This is a genomic window from Nonomuraea sp. NPDC050663 (genome assembly GCF_044456985.1).
Lineage (GTDB): Bacteria > Actinomycetota > Actinomycetes > Streptosporangiales > Streptosporangiaceae > Nonomuraea.
In genome coordinates this window covers 56,140-77,129 of record NZ_JBITGL010000023.1, presented here as the reverse complement: position 1 = coordinate 77,129, position 20,990 = coordinate 56,140, and the positions used below count along the sequence as shown (strand labels likewise).

18 protein-coding genes are annotated in these 20,990 nt (G+C 70.5%); 4 read left to right on the top strand and 14 right to left on the bottom strand.

What is annotated here, in order from left to right; genetic code table 11:
• Window positions 1-35 precede the first annotated feature (35 nt).
• The 4 genes from murA to ACIBH1_RS43440 all read right to left on the bottom strand — a co-directional run bounded on the left by murA (window position 36) and on the right by ACIBH1_RS43440 (window position 4,204).
• Window positions 36-1,301, bottom strand: coding sequence for a UDP-N-acetylglucosamine 1-carboxyvinyltransferase (murA, locus tag ACIBH1_RS43455; protein ID WP_397319957.1), 1,266 nt, complete (start codon window positions 1,299-1,301; stop codon window positions 36-38).
• A gap of 82 nt (window positions 1,302-1,383) precedes the next feature.
• On the bottom strand, window positions 1,384-2,220 hold the full coding sequence (locus ACIBH1_RS43450; RefSeq protein WP_397319956.1) for a phosphoribosylaminoimidazolesuccinocarboxamide synthase: 837 nt from the start codon (window positions 2,218-2,220) through the stop codon (window positions 1,384-1,386).
• Window positions 2,217-3,431, bottom strand: a complete 1,215-nt coding sequence (purD, locus tag ACIBH1_RS43445; protein ID WP_397319955.1) for a phosphoribosylamine--glycine ligase — start codon at window positions 3,429-3,431, stop codon at window positions 2,217-2,219. The genes ACIBH1_RS43450 and purD overlap by 4 nt, the downstream gene beginning before the upstream one ends.
• Window positions 3,432-3,454: 23 nt before the next feature.
• Window positions 3,455-4,204: an alpha/beta fold hydrolase gene (locus tag ACIBH1_RS43440; protein WP_397319954.1), complete on the bottom strand. Its 750-nt coding sequence runs from the start codon at window positions 4,202-4,204 to the stop codon at window positions 3,455-3,457.
• Window positions 4,205-4,579: 375 nt separating this feature from the next.
• Here ACIBH1_RS43440 and ACIBH1_RS43435 point away from each other — a divergent pair, with 375 nt between their 5' ends.
• Window positions 4,580-5,650, top strand: a complete 1,071-nt coding sequence (locus ACIBH1_RS43435; RefSeq protein ID WP_397319953.1) for a magnesium and cobalt transport protein CorA — start codon at window positions 4,580-4,582, stop codon at window positions 5,648-5,650.
• Here the strand turns inward: ACIBH1_RS43435 and ACIBH1_RS43430 are convergent.
• From ACIBH1_RS43430 to fbaA, 5 genes are all read right to left on the bottom strand, one after another.
• Window positions 5,647-7,659, bottom strand: a complete 2,013-nt coding sequence (locus ACIBH1_RS43430; RefSeq protein WP_397319952.1) for a serine/threonine protein kinase — start codon at window positions 7,657-7,659, stop codon at window positions 5,647-5,649. The genes ACIBH1_RS43435 and ACIBH1_RS43430 overlap by 4 nt on opposite strands.
• Window positions 7,660-7,691: 32 nt before the next feature.
• A complete protein-coding gene (locus tag ACIBH1_RS43425) occupies window positions 7,692-8,591 on the bottom strand; it encodes a glycerophosphodiester phosphodiesterase family protein (protein WP_397319951.1) in 900 nt (299 codons plus the stop codon).
• A gap of 90 nt (window positions 8,592-8,681) precedes the next feature.
• Complete coding sequence (locus tag ACIBH1_RS43420; RefSeq protein ID WP_397319950.1) at window positions 8,682-9,965, bottom strand: adenylosuccinate synthase; 1,284 nt, start codon at window positions 9,963-9,965, stop codon at window positions 8,682-8,684.
• Window positions 9,966-10,042: 77 nt separating this feature from the next.
• Window positions 10,043-10,453, bottom strand: a complete 411-nt coding sequence (locus ACIBH1_RS43415) for a DUF3151 domain-containing protein (protein WP_220133578.1) — start codon at window positions 10,451-10,453, stop codon at window positions 10,043-10,045.
• A 34-nt stretch (window positions 10,454-10,487) separates the two neighbouring features.
• Window positions 10,488-11,498 (bottom strand): class II fructose-bisphosphate aldolase, encoded by a 1,011-nt coding sequence (gene fbaA / locus ACIBH1_RS43410; RefSeq protein ID WP_397319949.1) that lies wholly within the window; start codon window positions 11,496-11,498, stop codon window positions 10,488-10,490.
• Window positions 11,499-11,660: 162 nt separating this feature from the next.
• On the opposite strand from fbaA, the gene ACIBH1_RS43405 reads away from it, so the two are divergent.
• The 3 genes from ACIBH1_RS43405 (at window position 11,661) to ACIBH1_RS43395 (ending at window position 15,516) form a co-directional block, all read left to right on the top strand.
• Window positions 11,661-12,353, top strand: coding sequence for a DedA family protein (locus ACIBH1_RS43405; protein ID WP_397319948.1), 693 nt, complete (start codon window positions 11,661-11,663; stop codon window positions 12,351-12,353).
• A 96-nt stretch (window positions 12,354-12,449) separates the two neighbouring features.
• Window positions 12,450-13,253, top strand: coding sequence for an alpha/beta fold hydrolase (locus ACIBH1_RS43400; RefSeq protein WP_397319947.1), 804 nt, complete (start codon window positions 12,450-12,452; stop codon window positions 13,251-13,253).
• Window positions 13,254-13,257: 4 nt separating this feature from the next.
• Complete coding sequence (locus ACIBH1_RS43395) at window positions 13,258-15,516, top strand: ATP-binding protein (protein WP_397319946.1); 2,259 nt, start codon at window positions 13,258-13,260, stop codon at window positions 15,514-15,516.
• Here the strand turns inward: ACIBH1_RS43395 and ACIBH1_RS43390 are convergent, their stop codons facing one another.
• The 5 genes from ACIBH1_RS43390 to ACIBH1_RS43370 all read right to left on the bottom strand — a co-directional run bounded on the left by ACIBH1_RS43390 (window position 15,517) and on the right by ACIBH1_RS43370 (window position 20,951).
• Window positions 15,517-16,485, bottom strand: coding sequence for a BMP family protein (locus tag ACIBH1_RS43390; RefSeq protein ID WP_397319945.1), 969 nt, complete (start codon window positions 16,483-16,485; stop codon window positions 15,517-15,519).
• 77 nt (window positions 16,486-16,562) lie between these two features.
• A complete protein-coding gene (locus ACIBH1_RS43385; protein WP_397319944.1) occupies window positions 16,563-17,513 on the bottom strand; it encodes an ornithine cyclodeaminase family protein in 951 nt (316 codons plus the stop codon).
• Window positions 17,513-18,388, bottom strand: a complete 876-nt coding sequence (locus ACIBH1_RS43380; protein WP_397319943.1) for an ABC transporter permease — start codon at window positions 18,386-18,388, stop codon at window positions 17,513-17,515. The genes ACIBH1_RS43385 and ACIBH1_RS43380 overlap by 1 nt, the downstream gene beginning before the upstream one ends.
• A complete protein-coding gene (locus ACIBH1_RS43375) occupies window positions 18,385-19,413 on the bottom strand; it encodes an ABC transporter permease (protein WP_397319942.1) in 1,029 nt (342 codons plus the stop codon). The genes ACIBH1_RS43380 and ACIBH1_RS43375 overlap by 4 nt, the downstream gene beginning before the upstream one ends.
• Window positions 19,410-20,951, bottom strand: coding sequence for an ABC transporter ATP-binding protein (locus ACIBH1_RS43370; RefSeq protein WP_397319941.1), 1,542 nt, complete (start codon window positions 20,949-20,951; stop codon window positions 19,410-19,412). The genes ACIBH1_RS43375 and ACIBH1_RS43370 overlap by 4 nt, the downstream gene beginning before the upstream one ends.
• Window positions 20,952-20,990: the final 39 nt, after the last annotated feature.

Below are 20,990 nucleotides of genomic sequence, written 5' to 3'. Positions count from 1 at the left end.
GTTTCAGCAGCTCAGAGCCACTTTGAACACCCTTTTTATGGCCCAGAAATCTCTCGCGTAATGTCCGCTCCGAGGGCCCGCATTCGCTCGGCGAGATAGGCGTGGCCGCGGTCAATCAGGTAACCCGACTCGATGACCGTCTCACCGGTCGCCGCCAGTCCCGCCAGCACCAGCGCGATGCCCGAACGCAGATCGTGGGCGGTGACTCGGGTGCCGGTCAGAGGAGTACGGCCGCGCACGACCGCGCGGGAGCCGTCGACCTCGATCCTGGCGCCCATCTTGTTGAGCTCGCCGGCCAGCGCGAAGCGGCCGTCGAAGATGCGCTCGTGGATGTAGCTGACGCCGTCGGCCAGGGCGGCGACGGTCATCATGGGCGACTGCAGGTCGGTGGCGAAACCCGGGTAGGTGTCGGTGATGATGTTGATCGGCCGCAGCGGGCGGTCGCACTTGACGTGCAGCACCGCGCCCTGGCGGGCGAAGTCGACGCCCATCTGCTCCAGCTTGTAGCGCACGACGCCGAGGTCGAGGCCGGTGCCGACGAGCGACAGCTCCCCGCCGGTGAGGGCGGCGGCCATGGCGAAGACGCCCGCGTCGAGGCGGTCGGGCATGACGGTGTGCTCGACGCCGTGCAGCTCGTCGACGCCCTCGACGGTGATGAAGCCGGTGCCGCCGCCGGTGATGCGCGCGCCCATCTTGGTGAGCATCTCGATCACGTCGAGAACCTCGGGCTCAAGGGCCGCGTTCTCGATGACGGTGACGCCGTTGGCCAGCGACGCGGCCATGATGAGGTTCTCGGTGCCGGTGTGCGAGGGCGTGTCCAGGTACAGGGTCGCGCCGGTCAGGCCGCTGGCCTTGACGTGGATGACGGTCTCGCCCTCGTCGACGATCGCGCCCAGGCGCTTGTAGCCCAGGTAGTGGAAGTCGAGGTTGCGGCTGCCCAGGTTGCAGCCGCCCACGCCCTCGACGATCGCCTCGCCCAGGCGGTGCATGAGCGCCGGGGTGAACAGCACGCTGCCGCGGAAGCGGCGGGCGATCTCGGCGGGCAGCACGGCGCTGGTGAGCCGCGAGGCGTCGATCACCAGGGTGCGCTCGGCCTCGTGCAGCTCGACGTGGGCGCCGACGGACTGGGCGAGCTCGACCGCGCGCCTGACATCCTCGATGATCGGGACATTGCGCAGCACCGTGCGTCCCTTGGCGGCGAGCAACGCGGCGCCGATCATCGGCAGCACGGCGTTCTTCGCGCCCTGGATGAACGCGGTTCCGCGCAGTGCGTTGCCACCGCGCACGCGGTAACGGACCATTCCTGGCGCTCCTCGGGGACGTATATCGGTCTGGCTCGATAGGGGCTAACAGTAGCCGTTGTTAACCCCCGAGCCAGCCGAACTACGCGGTAAAGGAGTGACCTGTGAGGCGTTCGTACGCTTCGAGGTAGCGTCGCCTGGTCTGGTCGACTACCTCGGCTGGCAGGGCGGGCGGTTCGGTACCTGAGGCTTTGTCCCATCCTGATTCGGGCGAAGTCAGCCAATCGCGGACAAACTGCTTGTCAAACGAGGGCTGCGCGCGCCCTGGCCGCCACTCCGAGGCGGGCCAGAAACGGGACGAATCCGGGGTGAGAACTTCATCTCCGAGTGTAAGAACTCCGTTGGAGTCCCAGCCGAGCTCGATCTTGGTGTCGGCGACGATGATGCCTTTGTCGAGGGCGATCGCCGCACCCTTTTTATACGTATTTATGGTGATTTCTTTAAGCTTTTCCGCTGTCTCCGATCCCACGAGCTCCACCACCTGCTCGTAGCTGATCGGCTCGTCGTGCTCGCCCATCGGCGCCTTCGTGGAGGGCGTGAAGATCGGCTCGGGCAGCCGCGAGCCGTCTTCGAGACCCGGCGGCAGCTCCACCCCCGACACGGTGCCCGTCGCTCGGTACTCCGCCAGCCCGCCCCCGGTCAGGTAGCCGCGGGCCACGCACTCGACCTCGACCATCTTCAGCGGCTTGCACACCACGCTGCGCTTGTCGGGACCCGGCTGCACGATGTGGTTGGGCACGACGTCGGCGAGCTGGTCGAACCACCACAGCGACAGCTGCGTCAGGATCGCGCCCTTGTCGGGGATGCCGGGCTCGAGGATGTAGTCGAAGGCCGAGATCCGGTCGGAGGCCACCATCAGCAGGTGGCCCTCGTCGGTCAGGTACAGGTCGCGTACCTTGCCGGAGTGCAGGTGCTTCACTGGGCGATGTCCTTGCGGTAGTGGGAGCCGCGCAGCCCGATCCTGCCGACGAGGTCGTAGGCGGCCTGCCTGGCGCTCTGCTGGTCGGGGCCGTGGCCGACGACGGCCAGCACGCGGCCGCCCGACGACACGATCTGCCCGTCGGCCGCCGACGTCCCGGCGTGCAGCACGTAGGCGTGGTCGGTCTCCTGCAGGCCGCTGATCACGTCGCCCTTGACGGGGCTTTCCGGGTAACCCTCGGAGGCGACGATCACGGTGACCGCCGAGCCCGGCCGGAACACGGGAGTCGTGGTCAGCGCGCCCGTGGCGCACTCCATCAGCAGCCCGGCCAGCGGGGTCTGCAGCCGGTCGAGCAGCACCTCGGTCTCGGGGTCGCCGAAGCGGGCGTTGAACTCGATGACCTTCGGGCCCTTGCTCGTCAGCGCCAGGCCGACGTACAGCACGCCCTGGAACGGCGTGCCCCGCCGTACGAGCTCTTCGAGGGTCGGGTGCACGACCTCGCGCATCACCTGGTCGGTCAGGTCGGTGGGGGCCCACGGGAGCGGTGTGTAGGCGCCCATGCCACCGGTGTTGGGGCCCTCGTCGCCGTCGAAGGCGCGCTTGAAGTCCTGCGCCGGCTGTAGCGCGACGGCGGTGACGCCGTCGCAGAGGGCGAAGAGCGACACCTCGGGGCCGTCGAGGAACTCCTCGATCACCACCTGACGGCAGGAGGCCGCGTGGGCCAGCGCCGCGCCGAGGTCGTCGGTCACGACGACGCCCTTGCCCGCCGCGAGACCGTCGTCCTTGACCACGTACGGCGCGCCGAACTCCGCCAGCGCGCGCTCGGCCTCCTCGGGGGTGGTGCAGGTGTGGGCCCTGGCCGTCGGCACGCCCGCCGCGGCCATGACGTCCTTGGCGAACGTCTTGGAGCCCTCGACCTGGGCGGCCTCCTTGGAGGGGCCGAAGACCGGGATGCCCGCCGCGCGGACCGCGTCGGCCACGCCCGCCACCAGCGGCGCCTCCGGGCCCACGACGACCAGGTCGGCCTCGAGCTCGGTGGCAAGGCCCGTGACCTGGGCGGGGTTCAGCGGGTCGACGTCGTGGAGGCCGGCGATCTCCGCGATGCCCGGGTTGCCGGGAGCGCAGTGGAGGTCGGTGACCTGGGGGTCGAGTTTGAGGGACCGGCACAGGGCGTGCTCCCGGCCGCCGGATCCAATCACAAGAACGCGCACGGCCCCCATTGTTCCAGTACCCGTTACCGCGGCCTGCGCAGGAACCCGATGAGGAGGTCGGCGGTCGCCGAGGGACGCTCCATGCTCGGCAGATGCGCAGCCCAGGGCAGCTCCACGTAGTAGGCGTCGGCGAGTTGCGAGGTCAGGTGGGTGGCGATCTGGCGGAAGTCGTCGAGGTCGTGGGTGCCGGAGACGACGAGGCAGTGCGCCTTGATCGCGCCCAGGTCGAACGCGTTCTTCGCGCGGTCGCCGTCGGCCGCCAGCTGCAGCTCGTAGGCGCGCATCTGCATGCGGACCACGGCCTCGCGGGCCGCGGCATCGGCGTCGGGGCCCAGCCAGGTGTCGACCATGAGCTGCGCGGCCCCCCGCAGGTCGCCCGCCTCGACCAGCGCCTCCTCGCGCTCGCCCACGAGCTGCAGCTCGAACGAGGGCGTGTGGCCGGGCAGTGCCGACGACAGCAGCACCATGCCGTCGACGAGGCCGGGCCAGCGCGCGGCCACCTCCAGCGCGACCTCGCCGCCGTACGAGGAGCCGACCAGGGTCACCTGCCGGATGTTCAGGTACTCCAGGAGGCCCGCCACGTCCTCGGCGTTGTCGAACTGGTGCGGGGGGAGCGGCGAGTCGCCGAATCCGCGCAGGTCAGGGCGGACCACGCGGTAGCCGGCCGCCACGAGGGGCTGGACCTGGCCGTCCCACATGCGGCGGTCGCAGACCCCCGAGTGGAGCAGGAGCACAGCGGGACCGTCACCGGACACGTCATACGAGATCGTCATTCTGCAGACTTTACTGTGAGTCAGGTGTCCGGATGCGGCCAGAGTCTTTGCGCCGTTTTACCTGATCACGATGCGGAGGGGGAGTATCGTCAATTTGGCTCAAACCGACTGTGGTAGATTAGGGCGGCTTGAGGTGTCTCTTGTGATTGGAGGTGGTCCGGGATGAATCCTGGTGATCCCAGCAGTACGCGCTCGCACGCGTACTCCGGCGTGCATACCCCCGACCACTCCAATCCGGCAGCCTGATCGTTCCTCCACGCATTCGTAGCTGTGAGGTGATGACGTCTTTCGTCACGCGTGGAGCGTGCAAAGGTCGGGCGGAAAGGGACTGCCATGCGCTCGTCCACGCTTTTCCGTCGCAGCAACCGTCACCCCGTGAAGCCGCCGCACGTCATGCGGCCCATCGTCATGCCTGAGCGGGCCGCCTGCGTCCCGCCCGTCGATTCGATCGTCGAGTACGGCGCCTACATCGACGGCCAGAGGGTGTGCGCCGACGGCATCGTCGAGTCACTCAACCTGGTGCGCGAGCACAACCTCCTGGAGAACGGCCCCAAGGCATTCGTCTGGGTCGGCCTGCACGAGCCCGCCGCGCCCGAGGTCGAGTGGCTGGCCGACGTCTTCGGACTGCACCCGCTGTCGGTCGAGGACGCCGTCAAGGCGCACCAGCGGCCCAAGGTCGAGCGCTACGGCGACTCCCTGTTCATGGTGCTGAAGACCATCGCTTACCTCGACCACGACGAGCTGACCGCGACCAGCGAGATCATCGCCACCGGCGAGATCATGGTCTTCCTCGGCACCGACTTCGTGGTGACCGTACGGCACGGCGCGCACTGCCCGCTGACCGAGGTGCGCGAGCGGCTAGAAGACACCCCCGACCTGATGAACCGGGGCCCGGCCGGAGTGCTGCACGCCATCTCCGACCACGTCGTCGACCGCTACCTGCAGGTCGCCGACCTCATGCAACTGGAGCTGGAAGAGGTCGAGGCGACCGTCTTCGCCGACGTCACCTCGCGCGACATCAACCGGATCTACCAGCTCAAGCGCGAGATGCTGGAGATGAAGCGGGCCATCACCCCGCTCCAGTCGCCCATGGCCGCGCTGCCGCAGCGCCGGGTGATCCCCAACGAGATGCGCGAATACTTCCGCGACGTCAGCGACCACCTGAGCAGGGTGTGCGAGCAGATCGAGTCGTCCAACGAACTGTCGAACTCGATCCTGCAGGCGGCCCTGGCCCGCTCGAACACCATCGCCAACGAGGACATGCGCAAGATCTCCTCGTGGGTGGCCCTGCTGACCGTGCCCACGATGATCGCGGGCATCTACGGCATGAACTTCGACGTCCTGCCGGGCGCCACCCAGGTGTGGGGCTTCCCCGCGGTGCTGGGGTTCATGGGCGTGGCATGCACGTTGTTGTGGCGCGGCTTCCGCCGTAACGGCTGGCTCTAGCCGATCCTCAGGGTGAAGTTGCGGAAGTCGGCCCTGACGTCCGACCCCGCGACTCCCACCCAGCCGACGCCCTTGGGATCGACGCCGCCCTCGCGCTCGAACTGCTTCTCACCGTCCACGAAGAACGAATACATCCTGCCCTTGCGCACCACCTTCAGGGTGTGCGGCGCCCACATGTCGAACATCGTGGTCTGCGGCAGGCGGTACCACGCCATCTGGCCGTCGGTCCAGAAGATCGCGGTGACGACGCCGCCGGCGGTCTGCGGTTCGAGGTAGAGGGCGACGTCGTTCACCGGCCTGGTGTGCGACAGCAGGAGGCCGAGCTTCGGGTTCTTCTGCTTGCGGCCGAGGTCGAGCAGCCTGACGCGGACCGAGACGGAGAAGTCGGTGCTCATCGGGCGTCGTTTCCACAGCAGGCCGCGCCACATGTCGGTGTCGTCGACGTAGCCGTTCAGCCGGGCGCCGCTCGGGCCGGTGATCTTCCACGGGCCGGGCTTGAGATGCGACTGGCGCTTCCACCCGCCGGCGACCGGCCGGGTCGTGGGGGTGATCGTCGGCGTGGGGCTGACGCTCGGGCTGGGCGCCGGGCTCGGGCTCGTGGACGCGGTCGCCGCGGGGGAGCCGCTCGGGGTGGCCCTGGGCTGCTCCTTGGCCTTCTGCGCCACCGGGGTGGGGCTGGCCACGACGGTGACCGTGTGGACGGGGGCGGGCGCGGACGTGGTCGTCGTGGTGGTGGCCTGGGCGGGCGGGGTGACGGGCGGCTGCGGCCACAACACCCACGCCCCGGCCGCCACCACGGCCGTCCCCCCGGCGACTAAGGCCGCCAGGTGAACCCGCCCACGCCCGTTGCCCTTGACGCCCGAGCCTCCGTAGCTCGGGCCTCCGCCGCTCGGGCCCCCGGCGCTGGGGCCGCCGATGCTTGGGCCTCCGTAGCCCGGCCCTCCGACGCCCGGGCCCGCGACGCCCGGGCCCGCGATGCTCGGCCCGCCGGTGCCCACGCCTCCGGTGCCCACGCCTTCGGTGTTCGGGCCGCTGCCGGTGCCGGGGTGGGCCGCCTGGCCCGTTGGGGCGGCGGCGCCTGCCTGAGGCGCGCCGCCGAAGGGCGCGGGCGGCAGGGCGGAGGGCGACGGGGACGCGCCGATGACCGGCCCCGCGAGCCCTGAGGAGCCGCCCACGGTCGGCGAGGCGGCGACCGGTCCTGTGGAGGGCGCGGAGCCGCCCATGAGAGCGCTCCAGGCCTCCTGAGCGTCGGGCCGCCGGGCGGCCTCCTTGGCCAGGCAGGCCCCCAGCAGCTCGCGCAGCGGCTCGGGAACCTCGCCCAGATCCGGCTCGACGTTCAGCACACGATGCATGACCGCGGGAATCGTGTCGTTCCCGAACGCCAGTTTCCCCGTCGCCGCGAAGACCATGGTCCCCGCCCACGAGAACAGGTCGGACGCCGCGCCCACGGAGGCGCCCATGATCTGCTCCGGCGACATGTACCCCGGCGACCCCACCACGCTGCTTGCGGTCACGGAGGGCGCGTCGAGGGCGCGGGCGATCCCGAAGTCGATCACGCGGGGCCCGTCGGCGGCCAGCAGCACGTTCGACGGCTTGAAGTCGCGGTGCACGATCCCCGCCCGGTGGATGGAGACCAGGGCGGTCATGGTCGCGACCGCGAGCCGTACGAGGTCGTCGCCGAGCAGGGGCCCGCGCCGGCGCACGGCCTCCTGCAGCGAGATGCCCTCGACGAACTCCGACACGATGTACGGCACGCCGCCCGCGACACCATGGTCGAGCACGCGGGCCGTACAGAACTGCGCCACCCGCTGGGCCAGTTCGACCTCGCGCTGGAATCGCTGGACGGCGGTGGCGTCGCCCGCGAAGCGGGCGTGGAGGATCTTGACCGCGACTCTCGCGCCGCCGGGCGCGTAGCCGGCGAAGACGGTGCCTTGGCCGCCTTCGCCGAGAAAGCCGGTGAGCTGGTAGTTTCCCAGCGCCTGTGGATCCCCCGACCGCAGTGGCTGCATAAGAGGGGATCTTATCCAGACAAAGCCAGACTTTAAGCGCGTACTGGGACTCGCAAACCTGGCGGAACTTCCATACCTCTGGAAACCCAGAGATCGCGGATCAAATCCGGGTAATCGGTAACAATTCCGGCCACGCCGAGGTCCAGCATGCGCGCGGCCTTCTCGACCGAGTTCACCGTCCACACGGCCACGTCCAGCCCGGCCGCCGCGGCCTGGGCCATGAACGCCTCGTCGACCATGACGTCCTCGGGCGAGATCGTGGTCGCCCCGGCGGTCGCGGCGGCCGCGGGCACGTCGTCGCCCAGGCAGCCGTGCCAGTGCAGCGTGTCGGGCTCGATCAGGGCGAACCGGCGGGTGCCCGGCGCGAGCTTGGCGGCGGCCTCGAGCACGCGCCAGTCGAAGCTCAGGATGGCCGCGCCGGCCAGGCGCTTGTGCCTGTCGAGCTCCTCCAGCACCAGCTCGGTGAACAGCTCGGGCTCGATGCACAACTCGGGCCTGGTGGGGTCGGACTTCAGCTCCACGTGCATCCGCACGCCGTCGGCCGCGTAGGCGTTGACCAGGCCCAGCACCGCGCCCAGGGTGGGCATGCGGGTGTCGGGCATGGCCACCTGCGTCGGCGCGAAGGGGTCGTCGGGATGACGCGGCAGCCGCACGCCCACGTCGAGCGTGCGCAACTGCGCCAGCGTGAGGGCGTTGATCGGCTTGCCCACGTACGGAAAGAGGGGATCGCCCTCCACCAGCGGGGCGGTGTCGGCGCTGGTGACGCCGGACACGTGCAGGTCGTGCGTGAGCACGAGCTTGCGGTCGGCGGTCACGGCCACGTCGAACTCCAGCGCGTCCACGCCGAGTTCGAGGGTCTTGCTCAGTCCGGGCAGGGTGTTCTCCGGCCACAGGCCGCGGGCTCCCCGGTGTCCATGAATCTCGGCACGCACACCGGGGACCCTACCCAACGTGAATCTGACTCTCGTGATGCCACGCCGCTACTGGAGTTTGACCAGCGTCTTGCCTGGTGGCACCCGGGGTCAGACGAGCGGGTTGATCACGATCGTCTGGTCGCGGCCCGGCCCGACGCCGACCGCGGAGATCGGGGCCTCGCTGAGCTCCTCCAGCTTGCGCACGTACGCCTGGGCGTTCGGCGGCAGGTCACCGAACGACTTGCAGCCCGTGATGTCCTCGGTCCAGCCGGGGAACTCCTCGTAGATCGGCGTGGCGTGGTGGAACTCGGTCTGCGTCATCGGGATCTCCTCGTGGCGCACGCCGTCGACGTCGTAGGCGACGCAGACGGGGATGCGCTCCAGGCCCGTGAGCACGTCGAGCTTGGTGAGGAAGAAGTCGGTGACGCCGTTGATCCGGGTGGCGTAACGCGCGATGACCGCGTCGAACCAGCCGCAGCGGCGGTTGCGCCCGGTCGTCACGCCGTACTCGCCGCCGGTGGTGCGCAGCCACTCGCCCATCTCGTCGGTGAGCTCGGTCGGGAACGGGCCGGAGCCGACACGGGTGGTGTAGGCCTTGAGGATGCCGACGACCTTGGTCAGCTTGTTCGGCGGGATGCCCGCGCCCGCGCACGCTCCGCCGCTGGTCGGCGAGGACGAGGTGACGAACGGGTAGGTGCCGTGGTCGATGTCGAGCAGCGTGCCCTGGCCGCCCTCTAGCACCACGAACTTGCCGTCGGCCAGCGCCTTCTTCAGCACCAGCGAGGTGTCGGCGATGTGCGGCTTGAGCCGCTCGGCGTAGCCCAGGTACTCCTCGACGGTCTTGTCGAGGTCGATGCCGCGGCGGTTGAAGATCTTGGTGAGCACCTGGTTGCGCTCGCCCAGGACGACCTCGACCTTCTGGCGCAGGATGCCCGGGTCGAGCAGGTCCTGCACCCGGATGCCCATGCGGTAGATCTTGTCGCCGTAGGCCGGGCCGATGCCGCGGCCGGTGGTGCCGATCTTGTTCTTGCCCAGGTAGCGCTCGGTCACCTTGTCGATGGCCTTGTGGTGGGGCATGATCAAGTGAGCGTTCGCAGAGATGAGCAGCTTCTCCGCCGACACGCCGCGGGCGGCCAGGCCGTCGATCTCGCTGAGCAGCACGCCCGGGTCGATGACGACGCCGTTGCCGATGACCGGGACGACGTTCGGGGAGAGCACTCCCGTCGGTACGAGGTGGAGGGCGTACTTCTGATCCCCGATCACGATCGTGTGACCGGCGTTGTTCCCGCCCTGGTAGCGCACGACGTAGTCGACGCTGTCACCGAGGAGGTCGGTGACCTTTCCCTTGCCCTCATCGCCCCACTGGGCGCCGACGATCACAACAGCAGGCATTTCAGCCTCTCCCACGAAAACGAAAACCCCTGGCGCAACAGCGACAGGGGCTCTTGCGAAGAGAGACTACCCGAAGGCTAGTTCCGGCTCAAAGCCTCATAGGCCTCGGAACTGCTGTCTTTCAGGAACTGCAGGCATCGTTCGGTCTCTTCCTTCTCGCCGATCGCTTGCGCGGCGCGGGCCAGAGAGTACAACGAGCGCAGGAAGCCCTGGTTGGGTTCGTGGTCCCAGGGGATCGGACCGTGCCCCTTCCATCCGGCGCGTCGCAGGTGGTCAAGGCCCCGGTGGTAGCCGGTGCGGGCGAAGGCGTAGGACGTGACGGCATGGCCCTGGGCGAAATACTCTTCGGCCAGCGTGGCCCAGGCCGCCGAGTAGGCGGGGAAACGGGCTGCGACATCGGCGGCCTTGGCGCCCGATTCGAGCGCCTCCCTGGCCTCGGGCAGATCCGGGAGGTAGGTCGGCGGCGGCCCGGCGAGAAGGTTGTCCATGTAACAAGTCATACCCGCCGGGCCGTATGGGTGGCTACGAGATCTTCGTCCCAGTGCTCTTCAGGTGGGCGCAGGCCTCGGCCACGCGGGCGGCCATGGCGACCTCGGCGCTCTTGCCGTACGAGCGCGGGTCGTAGACCTTCTTGTTGCCGACCTCGTTGTCGACCTTGAGGACGCCGTCGTAGTTCTTGAACATGTGGTCGGCGATCGGCCGGGTGAAGGCGTACTGCGTGTCGGTGTCGATGTTCATCTTCACCACGCCGTAGGAGATCGCCTCGTGGATCTCGCTGAGCAGAGATCCGGAACCGCCGTGGAAGACCAGGTCGAACGGCTTGTCGACGCCGTACTTGGCGCCGACGGCGTCCTGGATGTCCTTGAGCACGCTCGGGCGCAGCTTGACGTGGCCCGGCTTGTAGACGCCGTGCACGTTGCCGAAGGTCGCGGCGAGCATGTAGCCCTCGAGCCCGACGGCCTCGGCCGTGGCGAGCGCGTCGTCGGCCGTCGTGTAGAGCTTCTCGTTGATCTCGTTGGCGACGCCGTCCTCCTCGCCGCCGACGACGCCGATCTCCATCTCCATGACGATGTTGGCCCGGCGGCACTTGTCGAGGAGCTCCTTGGCGATCTCGAGGTTCTCGTCGAGAGGCACGGCGGAGCCGTCCCACATGTGCGACTGGAAGATCGGGTCGCCGCCCTTCTCCAGCGAGAGGTCGATCAGCGGGCGCATGAACCCGTCGAGCTTGTCCTTCGGGCAGTGGTCGGTGTGCAGCGCCACCGTCACCGGGTACTTCTTGGCCACCTCGCGGGCATAGGCGGCCAGCGCCACCGCACCGGTGACCATGTCCTTCACCGACGCGCCGGAGAGGAACTCCGCGCCGCCGGTGGACACCTGGACGATGCCGTCGCTCTCCGCTTCAGCAAAGCCGCGCAAGGCTGCGTTCAGCGTCTGCGACGAGGTCACGTTGATCGCCGGATAGGCGAATCCGCCCTCTTTGGCGCGCTTGAGCATCTCGGCGTAGACCTCTGGAGTGGCGATAGGCATGATCATCTCCTGTGAAGTACGGCTTCGCGGAGCCCAGTATCCCGGCTCTGTGGCCCCCGTGGTAGTGAACAAGCTGTGTTGATGGTCGCGCGGCCTCGGCGATCGTCGGCATCGGATTGAGCCTCGCTCTCTCCCGCCGAGCCCCTCGCTCAGAGGTACGATCCTGCCGTGGACTGGCTTTTGAATCTCCTCGACCCGACGTGGTGGCTGACCATCCTCGGGGCTTTCGCGACGGTGGGCGTTCTGGCGATCATTTTCGCCGAGACCGGCCTGCTGCTGGGTTTCTTCCTGCCAGGAGACTCCCTCCTCGTCGCTGCGGGGATCTTCAGTTCCGCCTCGGTGGCCATCGGCATGGGCATCGAGCCCATCTCCCTGCCCGTGCTGCTGATCGGCACGCCTCTGTGCGCCATCGCGGGAGCCCAGCTGGGCCATTTCCTCGGCGCCAGATTCGGGCGCAAGATGTTCGACAAGCCCGACTCCAAGCTCTTCAAGAAGGAGCACGTGCTGCGGGCCGAGGAGTTCTTCGAGAAGTTCGGTCCGGCGAAAGCCATCGTTCTCGCCCGTTTCGTCCCGATTGTGCGCACCTTCATGAACCCGGTCGCCGGTGTTCTGGAGATGAATCCCAAGCGGTTCTTCGTCTGGAATGTCATCGGCGCGGTGATCTGGACGGAAAGCCTGATCCTGCTCGGCCACTTCCTCGGTGGCCAGGTCGACCCCAAGCAGATCGACAAGTACATCCTGCCGGGCGTTTTCCTGATCGTGCTGATCTCGCTCATCCCGATCTTCGTCGAGGCGATCAAGGCGCGCCGGGCGCGCAAGAATGTGCCCGCTCCCAGCGGAAAGCACCACCGCGTTCCCTGACCGGTGGCCGGCGTCAGGGCCCTGACCGCCTCGTCCGTGGAGCCCCCTGTCCACCGTGAAGCGCTCGAAGGGCTTTGCGCTCGATATGGTGCCCGAATGACGGAGCGCAGATTTCTCGATATTTCTGGACAACGGCATGGCTTTGTTGATTTCGGCGGCGAGGGCCCGCCTGTCCTCCTCCTCCACGACACCCTCGCCCGCGCGACCACCTGGGCCAGGACTGCTCAATGGATGACGCCGCGGTTCCACGTGATCGCCACCGACCTGCGCGGCCACGGCTGGAGCGCCGGCCCTGACGAGTCCGGCCTCCTGGACCAGCTGGTCTCCGACGCCGTCGCCGTGATCGAGGACCAGCGGCTCCAGCGGGTGGCCGTCGTCGGCCACGGCCTGGGTGCGCTCGTCGCCTGGACCCTCGCCGGCCGGCGCCCCGACCTGGTGCGCGCGCTGGTGCTGGAGGACCACGGGATCGACACCTACTCGGCGCCCCCGGCGCTCATCCGCTCCTGGTTCGAGAGCTGGCCGCTGCCCTTCGCGAGCGTCGCCGAGATCGACGATTTCTTCACCACGCAGAAGTGGCCCCGCCGTACTCCCTTCTTCCGCGAGTCGTTCGTGGAGACCGAGACGGGTTACCGTCCCCTCTTCGAGTTCGAGCACGTCCTGCGGGCGATGGAGGGATGGAACGATCCGGAGCACTGGAAGTCGCTGTCCGAGGTGCGCTGCCCGGCCCTGGTGGTGCGCGGTGCCGGGGGGATGCTGCCGGAGGCGGAGCTGAGGGCCATGGCCGAGCGGCTGCCCCACGGCAGCTACACCGAGGTGGAGGGGGCCGGTCACGTGATCCACTACGACCAGCCCGACGGCTGGCGCGCCGCCGTGGAGCCCTTCCTCGTCGAGCACTCGTAGCACGATGGAACCGACGGCGTTCGGGGCGCTGCTGAGGTCCCATCGGCAGCGGGCCGATCTGACCATCGAGGACCTCTCCCACCTGTCAGGAGTGAGCGGGCGGGCGATCAGCGACATGGAACGGGGCGTCAGCCGGGGTCCGCAGCGCCGTACCGTCGCCGCGCTGGCCGAGGCGCTGCGGTTGTCGCCCGGGGACCACGATGCGCTCCTCGGCGCGGCCCGCACCGGCCGGCCGCGCCCGGCTCCCGCCGCGGGGGTCTGCGAGCTGCCGCGCGGGATCGGCGACTTCACCGGCCGCGGGCACGAGCTCGGCCTGCTGCGCGGGCTGGCCGTACGGCGCGGCGGCGACGGCCCCGCCCTCACCACGACGGTCTGGGGTACGGCCGGCATGGGCAAGACCGCGCTCGCCGTGCACGCCGCGGGTCAGCTCGCCGACCTCTTCCCCGACGGCCGGTTCTTCCTCGATCTGAACGGCATGGACGCCGACCCGCTGGACAGCGGGAGCGCCCTGTCGCGCCTGCTGAAGGCGCTGGGTGTGCCGGAACGCACCATCCCCACCGACGAGCAGGAGCGCGCCGGGCACTACCGCTCCGTGCTCGCCGGACGGCGCTGCCTGATCGTGCTCGACAACGCGGCCGACGAGGCCCAGGTGCGCCCCCTGCTGCCGGGCGACGGACCGAGCATGACCCTGATCACCAGCCGCCGCCCGCTCGCCGGGCTCGAAGGTGTGCGCCAGCTGGCCCTGAACCAGTTCGGCGACGAGGAGGCGGCGCAGCTCCTGCGCGCCATCGTCGGCGACGCCCGCGCGGCGGCGGAACCAGGCGCGGTCGACGAGCTCGTCCGGCTCTGCGGCCACCTGCCCCTGGCCATGCGCATCGCGGGCAACCGGCTGCAGAGCAGGCCGGGCTGGACGATCAGGCAGCTGTCGCGGCGGCTCGGCGACGAGGAACGCCGCCTGGACGGCCTGGCGGCCGGCGACCTGGAGGTCGCGGCGGCCTTCGCGTTGTCGTACACGCAGCTGACCCCGGCCGCCCGTCGGGCGTTCCGTTCGCTCGGCCTGGCCGCCGCGCCCGATTTCGCCGCGTCCCTGGCCTCGGTCCTCACCAAGAGCGACCTGGAGGAGGCGGAGGACGCCCTCGAGGAGCTGGTCGACCTGGGGCTGCTGCAGTCACCCCACCCGGCCCGCTACCGCTTCCACGACCTCGTCAGGCTCTACGCCCGCGCCCGGCTGGCCGAAGAGGAGCCGGTCGAGGAGCGGGAACGAGCCCGGCGGTGCATGGAGGACTGGCTGCTGGAGGTCGCCGTGGTGGCGGGGCGCTGGTTCGAACCCGGCTACGGCGCGCCGCCGCCCGGATGGCGGTCCATCGTGGCGCTCGGCAGCAAGGGCGAGGCGAAGGACTGGCTGCAGGCGGAGGGCGCCGCCTGGCTGGAGGCGCTGCGCTCCGCGTCGCGCCGCGGGGAGCACGCGACGGTGGTCGAGGTGGCGGAGTCCATGCACTGGTTCTCCGACCAGTGGGTCCACTGGGGGCACTGGAGGGAGATCTTCGAGCTGTCCTCGACGGCGGCACGGACCATGGGCGACCAGGCTCAGGAGGCCGTTCACCTGAACTACCTGTCCTGGGCGCTGACCGTGTGCGAGGGCCGCGTCGAGGAGGCCGAGCAGGTGGCGTTGCGGGCGTTCTCCCTGGCCGGGGAGGTCGGTGACATCCGCCAGCAGGGGTGGGCTCTGGCCTATGCCGGCTGGGCGGTCGGGAGCGTGCCGGAGGCGCAGGAGCGCTACCTCGACTACTCCCGCCGGTCGGCCGACCTTCTCCTGGAAGCAGGAGACCTCGAAGGTCACCCCCAGGCCGAGTCGACGTACACCGCCGCCCTGCGGAGGGCGGGCCGGCTGGAGGAGGCCATGGAGCGCAGCATGGCACTCGTGGCCAAGCTGCGCGATCCCGGCTACGGCGGTTCGCCGGCGATCGTCAGCTTCAGCCTGGGGGTCGCCCTGCGTGAGCTCGGCGCCACCTATCTGACGCTGGACCGCGCACAGGACGCTGTCGACGCGCTTGAGGAGGCCCTTCCCAACCTCCTCGCGCACCCGACGGCGACGGCCGTGGGGGGCACGTGGCACCGGCTGGGCATCGCGCTGAGGAGAGTGGGCCGGATCGAAGAGGCCCGCCAGGCGCAGACGAAGGCGTTGCAGATCGTCGACTCGGCAGGCGACGCCAGGCGAGCGGCCCTGGCGCGCGTGGAACTGGAGGAGCTCTCGCGCCTGTGATTACGGGGTCTTGATGGCTCCCGAGGCGAGCTGCTTCTTGATCTCGTCGAGCTTCGCCGTCACCTCGGGCGTGGCCCCGCACAACACCAGGTCCGACGCTCCCAGCCCCGATGCCACCCCGAACGCCTTCTGTTCCGCCTTCCAGCTCCCGTCCAGCGCCGCCTTGACCGCGTACTCCAGCGCCGCCCCCGTGTCCGTCTTGGCGTACCCGATCACTCCCGGCTCCGACCCGCACTCCTTCACCAGCGGCCCGGAGATGACCGATCCCGAGCCCTCGCCGGCGGCCTGGACCAGCCCCTGGCGGCCAAGGTTGAGCTGCTGGCCGAACACGTCGGCCCCGCCGCCGACGAGCGCCTGCCCGGCCTGCTTGGCCTTGGCGACGTCGTTGAAGTCGCCCACGTACTGTGGCGCCAGGACCTCGATGTCGTCCTTGGCGAGCTTGGCGCCCTTGGCGAACTCGTTGGCGGTGTTGACGATCGCGGGCAGTTCGAGGCCGCCGACGAAGGCGACCTTGCCGCTCTTGGAGGTCAGCGCCGCGTAGGCGCCGGCGAGGAGCCCACCGTCGGCCTGCTTGGGGTCGTAGTAGGCGAGGTTGGTCAGCGGCGCGGCGTCGGAGGGTCCGCCGACCTCCACGAACTTGACCTTGGGGAAGGTCGGGGCGATCTGGCGCAGGACGGCGTCGGTCTGGCCGCCGAAGGCGACGACGAGGTCGGATTTGGCGGCCAGGGTGGACAGGGCCTGCTGGTAGTCGGCGGCGGGGACCTGCTCGATCTTGGCCAGTTCGACCTGCCCGGCCTGCTCCAGGCGCTGGTAGCCGCCGTAGCTGGACTCCATGAAGCCGTCGTCGGACAGGTTGCCGGGGAACAGGACTCCGACGCGGAGCTTGGAACCGCTGGGCTCGGAGGGTGACCCGCCGCAGGCGGTGACTGCGAGCCCGGTGAGGACGAGGGCGAGGACCTGCTTGTGCATGGGGGCTCCTAGCAATTAACGGTATACCGCTATGGAATCGGGGAGGTGTTTCGAGGGCATTTCCGCCGCGTAAGGGTTCATTGCGTGAGGTCGACGCGGGTGCCGATGCCGCGCTCCCGGGCGGTGTCGATCAGCAGCCGCACGGTCGCCAGGTCCTGCAGGCCGACGCCCATCGAGTTGAACAGGGTGATCTGTTCGCGTGACGAGCGCCCAGGACGGGCGCCCACCAGGACCTCGCCGAGCTCGTCTGAGACGTGGGCGGCGTCGACCACGCCCTCCGCGAGAGGGATGACGACGTCGCCCGACTCGTGCAGGGCTGACGAGCGGCTGTCGACGATCACGCGCGAGCGTGCGACGCCCTCGGAGTCGATCTCGCGGTGGTCGGGGCGCGGCGGCGCGCCGACGGCGTTGACGTGCAGCCCTTCGTGGAACCAGGCGCCGCGCACGAGGGGTTCGCGGGAGGGGGTGAGCGTGCACACCACGTCGGACACGGCGATCACCTTCTCGGGGCCGTCCATGACCTCGGCGCCCGTGGCGGCGGCGAAGGCCCTGGCGGTCGCCGGGTTCCTGCTCCACACCACCACCCGCTCGATCGGGAGCACGGTGCGGATGGCCGCCAGATGGGCGTGCGCGAGCGCTCCGGCCCCGATCAGGCCGAGGGTGCGGCTGTCCGGCCTGGCCAGGGCCTCGGTCGCGACCGCGGTGGCCGCCGCGGTGCGGAAGCGGGTGACCGTCGAGCCGTCCACGACGGCGGCGCAGCCCCCGTCGGCGGCCGACACCGCCAGGATGGTCGAGCGCTGCGCCCCCGGCAGGTCGGTCAGCAGCTTCACGCTCGCCAGCCCGGCCGGAGCGGAGGCGGCGGCCATCGGGACGAACGCCGCCTCGGAGCCGGGCAGCCGCATCACCGGGGGCGCGGGCAGCGCCGCCAGCCCCCGGGCATGGTCGGCATGCGCCCGCCGTACCGCGTCGATCACCTCCGGCATGCCGATCAGGGCCTGGACGTCGGAACGGGTGAGGATCAGGGTCATCAACGGCTCTCTCGATGGAACGGCACGGTCAGCCCCGCGGGTGCGCGGCTGCTGCCCACCAGCCCGCTCACGGCCACCAGGGCGATCAGGTAGGGCGACATGACCAGCACGGCAGTCGGCAGGTGCAGCCCGAGCAGCGGTGCGGTGAACTGCAGGGCCTGCGCGATCCCGAAGAACAGGCAGGCCACGGCGGTGGGCCAGGCGCGCCAGCGGCCGGCGATCACCGCGACGACGGCCAGGTAGCCGACCCCGGCGGTGAGGTTGTCGGTGAAGGCGTGCACCTCGGCCAGGGCCAGCTGCGCCCCGGCCAGGGCGGAGGTGAGCCCGGTGAGCAGCACCACGCCGTAGCGGATGGCCGCGACGGGCAGTCCCGTGCGGTCGGCGGCCACGGCGTCGGCCCCCGCGGCGTCGACGGCCAGGCCGTAGCCGGTGCGCCGCGAGAGCAGCAGGCCGATCGCCGCCACGACGGCCAGGCCGACGTAGCCGAGCACGGTCAGAGGCCCGAGCACCGGTTCGAAGCCCGGCACGGAGCGCCCGTCGGTGAAGAACAGCCGGGCTCCGTAGGTGGTGCCGCCGAGCGCCAGGGCGTTGGCGGCGATGCCGGTGACGATCTGATCGGCCCTGAGCGTCACGCTCAGCACGGCCTGCAGCAGCGCCGCCAGCAGCCCGGCGACCAGGGCGAACCCGACGCCCGCCCACGGACTCCCGGTCATCGACGCCCCGACCGCGCCGGCGAAGGCGCCGGTCAGCATCATGCCCTCGACGCTCAGGATGAGCACCCCGGCCCGCTCGCTGACCAGCTCTCCGGCGGAGGCCAGCAGCAGCGGTACGGCCAGCCGTACGCCGCCCTCCGCCAGCTCGACGAATGCGCTCATGACGTCCTCCGCAGGATCACCGCTCCGGCGATGAAGATGGTCAGCAGGCTCTGCACGATCTGCACCGACGAGGCGGGCACCCCGGCGGCCAGCTGCAGGTTCATGCCGCCCGACGCCAGCAGGCCGAACAGCAGGGCGACGCCGCCGACCGCCGCCAGGGAGCCGCGCGCGAGCAGCCCCACGACGAGTCCGGCGAAGCCGTAGCCGGAGGAGAAGCTCTCGGCCAGCACGAACGGCGTGGTGGCGACGAGCGCGCCACCGGCCGTTCCGGCGAGCCCTCCCGCGGAGGTCAGCGACCAGAACTGCAGGCGCCGCACGGGCAGGCCGAGCCGCGCAGCCGCCGTGACCGAGTGCCCGACCGCGGTGAGCCTGGTGCCGGTCGCCGTACGGCGAAGCAGGACGGCCACCACCGCGGCGGCCACGGCCGCGATCAGGCAGGCGATCGTGGCGGGGGAGCCCTCCAGCCCCAGCATTGGCAGCCTGGCCCCCTCGATCAGCGGTTCCGACTGCGGCAGGGTCTGGCTGGAGGTGACCGGCTGGCGCAGCAGCCCTTCCTCGTGCACGACGAGCAGCACCATGGCCAGGCCCACGAAGTTCAGCAGCAGCGTGGTGATGACCTCGCTGGTGCCGCGCGCCACCTTCAGCCAGGCGGCGATCGCGGCCCACGCGCCGCCGGCGGCGAAGGACGCGAGCAGCGCCAGGGGGAGGGCCACCAGGGCGGGTGTCCCGTCGGGCAGGGAGACGCCGGCGAAGGTGGCGGCGATGCCGCCCGCGCAGAGCTGGCCCTCGCCGCCGACGTTCACCAGGCCGGCGCGGTGGGCGACGGTGAAGCCGGTGGCGATGAGGCCGAGCGCGGCGGCGGTGTTGAGTGAGCTGCCGATCGCGTAGGCGCTGCCGAACATGCCTTCCCAGAGGGCGACGCCCGCCTGCACGGGGGAGGCGCCGCCGCCCAGCGCGAGCAGGGCTCCGGCGAGCAGGGCGGCCAGCGCGGCTCCGCCGTACACGACAAGCGCGTTGGACCTCATGCGGCGGCTCCCACCATCAGGCGGCCGATCTCGTCGCGGGCCTGCGGCGCGGCGGCGGGGACCGGGCCCAGGAGGCGGCCGCGGTAGGCGACCACGATGCGGTGGCACAGGGCCAGCAGTTCGGAGAGCTCGCTGGAGATCACCAGGACCGCCGCTCCCGCTTCGGCGGCGGACCGGATGCGGCCGAGCACGGCGTCGACCGCGCCGATGTCGAGTCCGCGGGTGGGCTGGGCGGCGACCAGGCAGACGAGCGGGTCGAGCGCCAGCTCGCGGGCGACGACGACCTTCTGCTGGTTGCCTCCCGACAACGTGCTCATCCTCGCCGACGGCCCGGGGGCGCGGATGCCGTGCTCCTCGATGACCCGCGCGGCGGCCTCGTGCAGGGCCGGGCGGTCGAGCAGGCCGCGCCGCGCGAACTCCGGCAGCCGCGGCAGGAACAGGTTCTCGGCGATCGACATGGCGGGCACGCAGCCCTCGTGGTGGCGGTCCTCGGGGATGACACCGAGCCCGGCGGCGGTGCGCCGGCGCGGCGTGGCGAAGGTCAGGTTGTGCTCGCCCAGCAGGAAGCTTCCGGAGTCGGGCGGCACCGCGCCGCTGAGCACCGTGACGAGCTCGCTCTGCCCGTTGCCCTCCACCCCGGCCACGCCGACGATCTCGCCGGGGGCGATCTCCAGGTCGACGCCGTCGAGGGCGAGGGTGCCGTCGGTGCGGCGCAGGGTGAGCCCGTGGGCGCGGAAGACCGGTTCTGCGGTGATCCGTACGGCTTCGCGGGAGGTCGTGTTCGCGTCCACGCTCGCGACGAGCAGCGGGTCGAGGTCGCTCATCGGGCGGCCGACCATCAGCTCGACGAGGTCCTCCGCGTCGAATCCGGCCAGCGGCCCGGCGCCCGCGACGGTGCCGCCGCGAAGGACCGTGGCGTTGTCGCCCGCGCGGGTGACCTCGCCGAGCTTGTGGGTGACCAGCACCACGGCCTTGCCCGCCTCCGCGATGCGGCGGCAGGTGGCCAGCAGGGCGTCGACGTCGGCGGGCCCGAGCACGGCGGTGGGCTCGTCGAGCAGGAGCAGGCGCGGGTCGCGCAGCAGGCACTTGATGATCTCGGCCTGCTGCCGCACGCCGACCGGCACGTGTCCGGCGAGCTCGTCGAGGGGGACGCTCAGGCCGTAGGTCTCCTCGATGCGCGCCAGGCCCTCGTGGAGTTCGCGCCTGCGCGGGCGCAGCCGGGTGCCCCTGGCCAGCAGGAGGTTCTCGGCGATCGTGAGGGTGGGGACGAGGCTGAAGTGCTGGTGCACCATGGCCACCCCGGCGGCCAGCGCGTCGGTGGGGCGGGAGGGCCTGTACGGCTCGCCGTACAGGGTCATCGTGCCGCGCTCCAGCGAGACGCCGCCGTTGACCAGGTTGCAGAGGGTGGACTTGCCCGCGCCGTTCTCGCCGAGCACGCAGTGCACCTCGCCCGCCTGGACGGTGAGGGAGACACCCGACAGGGCGCGGACGGGGCCGAAGGACTTGGCTACGTCATGGAGTTCGAGTGCAGGGATCACGGCCGTTCCTTAGTGGTATGCCACTAAGGTGACCGTGAT